The sequence below is a fragment of the Paenisporosarcina sp. P4_E4_2 genome (assembly GCF_056401595.1).
This window is the reverse complement of record NZ_JBFUJC010000264.1, coordinates 1-4384: the sequence shown is the minus strand read 5'-3', so window position 1 is coordinate 4384 and position 4384 is coordinate 1. Positions and strand designations below refer to the sequence as shown.

Genomic DNA, 4384 nt, shown 5'->3' with positions numbered 1-4384 from the left:
GACATTCATCAGGTACGACATTATATCGATCGCCCGCCTGGATTTTAGCCAAGTTAATGGAAGGATATTCGTAATATGGATTGCTTGCTTTCGTAAATGGTAGTGTCTTTAATTGTTCATTAAATTTAAAGGCTGCTTCAATGGCATTCGTTCCTTCCCATGGACGGGATCCGTGGGCAGCTTTTCCGAACAAAGTGACATCCGCATGCAGAATTCCTTTCGATTGAACACTTAGTTTCAGGTGAGTTGGTTCTCCGCAAATGACAAAGTCACCTGAGCGACCAATTTCTACAAGATGACCGGATGTTTTACTTCCACCCGTTTCTTCATCCGTTACAATATGTAAAACAATGCGTTGTTTAAGTTCTTCCCTTGCAGAATAAGTACGTCGGAACGCTTCCATCATGGCTGCCACTCCAGCTTTCATATCTGCGGATCCACGACCATACAAGCGGTCGCCTTCGATAACGGGATTGAATTGCTCGATTTTTCCAGGTACTACATCCACATGGCCATTCCATACGATGGTTGTGGGACCTTGTCCGATTTCAGCGTGAATCATCAATCGGCCTTCATTTTCAAGAACTTCATGTGTGATTTCATGACTATCGAGCCATTTTGAACAAAATCGAAGTGCTTCATTGGCACCTTCTTCTGTATCACTTTTAACTGCTACCAAATTTTTCAATAACTCGATCATGTAACTTCACATCCTCAATAAATTTTTATATTCAGTATACTACCGCTGTTCCAAAAGTCACAGAACTAACGAAACCCTCTTGCTTCTCTTTCCCTCTTTGGTTACAATTAACCCGTAATATCAAAATTAGATGTATTTACCACAAGGGGAGCCTGTAATGGCTGAGAGTGAGCGAGGAACGTTCTAACCCTTTGAACCTGTAAGTTAATGCTTGCGCAGGGATGTGGATAGAAACCGACTCCAACGACGTCAGGCTCTGTCCCTGAGGTTGTTTTTTTATGGTTTTTTCACCCTGACATGCGATTTGCAGTACATCGCAAAAGGAGGAAGCAAGATGAATCGAAGTAAGTTGTTATTATTAATTGAAGTGGCTATTTTTGCAGGAATCGGATTGGTATTGGATATGCTTTCTATTAACTTATGGTTCCAGGGCGGATCTATTAGTCTTGTCATGGTACCAATCGTATTGATGGCTATTCGATGGGGGCTTGCGGGAGGTTTGAGCACGGGTCTGATTATTGGGGTCCTTCAAATTTTAGCGGGAAGAGCTTATATTTTAACTCCTGCCCAAGGTTTCCTGGATTATTTCGTAGCGTTCACAGTTGTTGGCTTAGCAGCACTTGTCAGACATAAAGTAATACAAGCAAAAAATGAGCAGCGTAAAGGAAAAATGATTACTTATATCGTATTGGGAGCTGTTTTTGGTGGGCTCTTCCGGTTCTTTACACACGTAATCGCAGGAGTTATTTTCTTTTCAGAAGCTGCAGAAGGCAAGAACGTTTGGATTTATTCGCTCGTATATAACGGCGGTTATATGATTCCTTCCATTATTTTGACAGCAATTGTTTGCTCCATCATTTTCGTTGCTGCACCACGTCTGATTGAACATCGGAATAACGTTTAATTTAAAGGTGTGTCTTTATTGAGTGGAATCATCTATGTTGGTAGCGAGTGGACAGAATTCGTTTTGAATGAACAAAAACCACGTTAAAACCCTGTATGGGTTGTTTTTAAAATTCGGCCGATGACGCAATTCCTCTATTGCGCATACTTTACTAGAGGTTTACCAAATGTTCAGAATGATTTTGGTAAATGGGAAAGCATCTTTTCTTGTGGTATAGTATGGGGTAGATAATTTGAGGAAGAAAGGGTTTAACGAATATGATTGCAAAAACTACTGAAGACTTTGAGTCGTTAAAAACTATCGGTCGCATCGTTGCAGAAATTCGCGATGTAATGCGAGATGCAACAAAGCCAGGTGTCACGACAAAAGAACTTGATGAGATCGCTGGCCGCATGTTTAAAGAAAAAGGAGCTATTTCTGGTCCTAAAGGGGAGTACGATTTCCCTGGATTTACATGCATCAGTGTCAATGAAGAAGTTGCTCATGGCATTCCTGGTTCACGTGTCATCAAAGATGGAGACCTAGTGAACATCGACGTATCCGGATCATTCAATGGCTATTTCGCAGATACGGGAATTTCATTTGTAGTGGGTGAAGGCTACGCGAAGAAAGAAAAGCTATGTGAAGTAGCTGAAAGTGCATTTAACCGTGCAATGTTGAAAGTAAAGGCTGGTGCTCGGTTAAATCAAATCGGCAAAGCTGTGGAACGTGAAGCGAAGCAAAATGGATTAACTGTCATTATGAACTTAACTGGACATGGTATCGGAAAATCTCTTCATGAAGCACCACAGCATATTTTGAATTACTTTGATGCATGGGAACCTACCATCTTAAAAGAAGGTATGGTTTTGGCAGTTGAGCCGTTCATTTCAGAAAAAGCGGAACATGTCGTGGAGTCTGGTGACGGTTGGACTTTCTTGACTCCGGATAAATCATTAGTTGCACAGATTGAACATACGGTCATCGTTACTAAAGATGCGCCAATTCTTATTACGAAAATCGATTAAATAATGCGAAAGACCAACTGCTATGAACGCGCAGTTGGTCTTTTTTTAATAAATAGGATGCCCGCTAGCATGACTGCACATAAGAAAAGAGCAGCTGTAGAGACAAGAAGTTCTTCGAAACCATTTCGGACCGCAATTCCGATATAAGCCCAAATAAAGACAAATACATAAGCGATATCAAAATGGTGGAATCGAATATGTAGTGCGAGTGCTGTTCCAACAGTCATCATGATGACTGCCCATAGGGGGTCACTCAATCCCCAGCCATTCCACTGATATAGAGTTAGGACATAACTAATATTCGTAATCGTTGCAACACTGATCCATCCCAAATAAATTGATATTGGAAAGCGACCAGTAAGAAGGTTATCGGATACTGGATAAGTACGATAAAGTAAAGTTAGTGTAATTAGGTATGCAATCATCACGACAACCGTAAATAAGAAATATTCATAATGCCATAAATAAATCCATGCCACATTAAAAATGCAACTGATGATAAACAGATTTGAGCGCTTTATATAGGTTGCATCTATATCTTTACTCCTCTTCCACATACCTACCAACCAAATGAGCATCAATACATAAATAACGGACCAAATTGAAAATACATAGCCGGCCGGTGTAAATAGTACAGGAAGACGATTGGAAATTTCACCAGTTGTTTGATTGTTAAGTGGTAAAATATTTGCCAATGCATTGATGATAATCACACCAATCAGTGCGATGACCATTAGTGCGAAACGAACCACAGCATTCACCTCCTATACATTAGTATAACGTCAGTCCAAAGCAACAACAAATTTCTATTTACCAAAACTCTCTGTAAAATGAAGTTTAAAAGAATGAAGGTCTCTGGATTGACAGAATTTGTCACTGCTGCTGAAGAAATGTTGAACAGGCTCCGTGGTTTATTGAAGCGAATAATAAGAAATATGCACGCAAGGTTGTTTTAAAAAGAATTCTGGAACATATTATGCAAGTGTGCATTGAAAAAGGCATACCCATTGCAAAACTACAGAACGATGTTTCGCAAGGCGAAGAAGCATGATATAATAGTATAGTGTTTTCAGAAAATTTAGAAAGACATGGGGGAAAGATATTGACTACAAAGACGTATGCTGAAGTTTGGGACTTGGACGTATTTTTTAAGGGAGGAAGCTCATCTCCTGAACTTCGTGAACATTTGGATGCTTTAGCAAGTAGACTTGATACTTTTGAGCAAACTTTATCATCCTTTGTTGTTCCAACAGGGGAATCAGACGCTACTAAAATTTCTTCTATTATTGAAGAAACTAAACAAGTTGCTGAAAATTTAACACAAGCTGGAGCAGTTGTTGGTTGTTATTTAGCTCAAGATACTACTGATAAACAAGCGAACTTATTGCAAGGGGAAATCGGCTCTTTAGGTGCTCGTTTTTCTTCATCCATGCTCGTTGTTCAACAACAGTTATCAAAAACTGAAGAAACTGTTTGGACTGCTTTAATGAAGGACGATCAATTAAAAGAATTTGCTTTTGTTCTAAACGAATGGCGAGATGAAGCGAAGGAATTACTTTCTGAAAAAGAAGAAGATATGATTACCGCTCTTGGGGTGGACGGCTATCATGGATGGGGTCAACTATACGATTTATTGGTTGGTGACGTGAAAGTTCGTGTCACAGTGGACGGAGAAGAAAAAGAGTTCTCTGTAGGACAAGCGAGTAACTTAAGTTCTCATCCGGATGCAAAAGTTCGAAAAGAATCGTTTGAAGCATTAGAACAAGCATGGAC

Annotated in this window: 5 protein-coding genes and 1 riboswitch; of the genes, 3 read left to right on the top strand and 2 right to left on the bottom strand. The window is 39.8% G+C overall.

All coding sequences use genetic code 11. From position 1 onward, the window contains the following. Positions 1 to 700 (bottom strand): M20 family metallopeptidase (locus AC1DSB_RS15060; RefSeq protein WP_477587017.1); only part of this gene is annotated, 700 nt, incomplete at its 3' end. A 134-nt stretch (positions 701 to 834) separates the two neighbouring features. After that, positions 835 to 939: riboswitch (TPP riboswitch) on the top strand. A gap of 95 nt (positions 940 to 1034) precedes the next feature. Between AC1DSB_RS15060 and thiT the strand changes: the two genes are divergently transcribed. Then, on the top strand, positions 1035 to 1604 hold the full coding sequence (gene thiT / locus AC1DSB_RS15055) for an energy-coupled thiamine transporter ThiT (protein ID WP_016429266.1): 570 nt from the start codon (positions 1035 to 1037) through the stop codon (positions 1602 to 1604). A 257-nt stretch (positions 1605 to 1861) separates the two neighbouring features. Further along, complete coding sequence (map, locus tag AC1DSB_RS15050) at positions 1862 to 2611, top strand: type I methionyl aminopeptidase (protein WP_477532006.1); 750 nt, start codon at positions 1862 to 1864, stop codon at positions 2609 to 2611. 20 nt (positions 2612 to 2631) lie between these two features. Here map and AC1DSB_RS15045 read toward each other — a convergent pair whose 3' ends face one another. Continuing rightward, positions 2632 to 3363, bottom strand: coding sequence for a TspO/MBR family protein (locus tag AC1DSB_RS15045; protein ID WP_477532007.1), 732 nt, complete (start codon positions 3361 to 3363; stop codon positions 2632 to 2634). 350 nt (positions 3364 to 3713) lie between these two features. On the opposite strand from AC1DSB_RS15045, the gene AC1DSB_RS15040 reads away from it, so the two are divergent. After that, on the top strand, positions 3714 to 4384 hold a 671-nt coding region (locus AC1DSB_RS15040), incomplete at its 3' end, for a gluzincin family metallopeptidase (protein WP_477587016.1).

Bases quoted from the DNA above. Each gene is read 5' to 3' on its own strand.
- map (WP_477532006.1), top strand. From the start codon at position 1,862: ATGATTGCAAAAACTACTGAAGACTTTGAGTCGTTAAAAACTATCGGT.
- thiT (WP_016429266.1), top strand. From the start codon at position 1,035: ATGAATCGAAGTAAGTTGTTATTATTAATTGAAGTGGCTATTTTTGCA.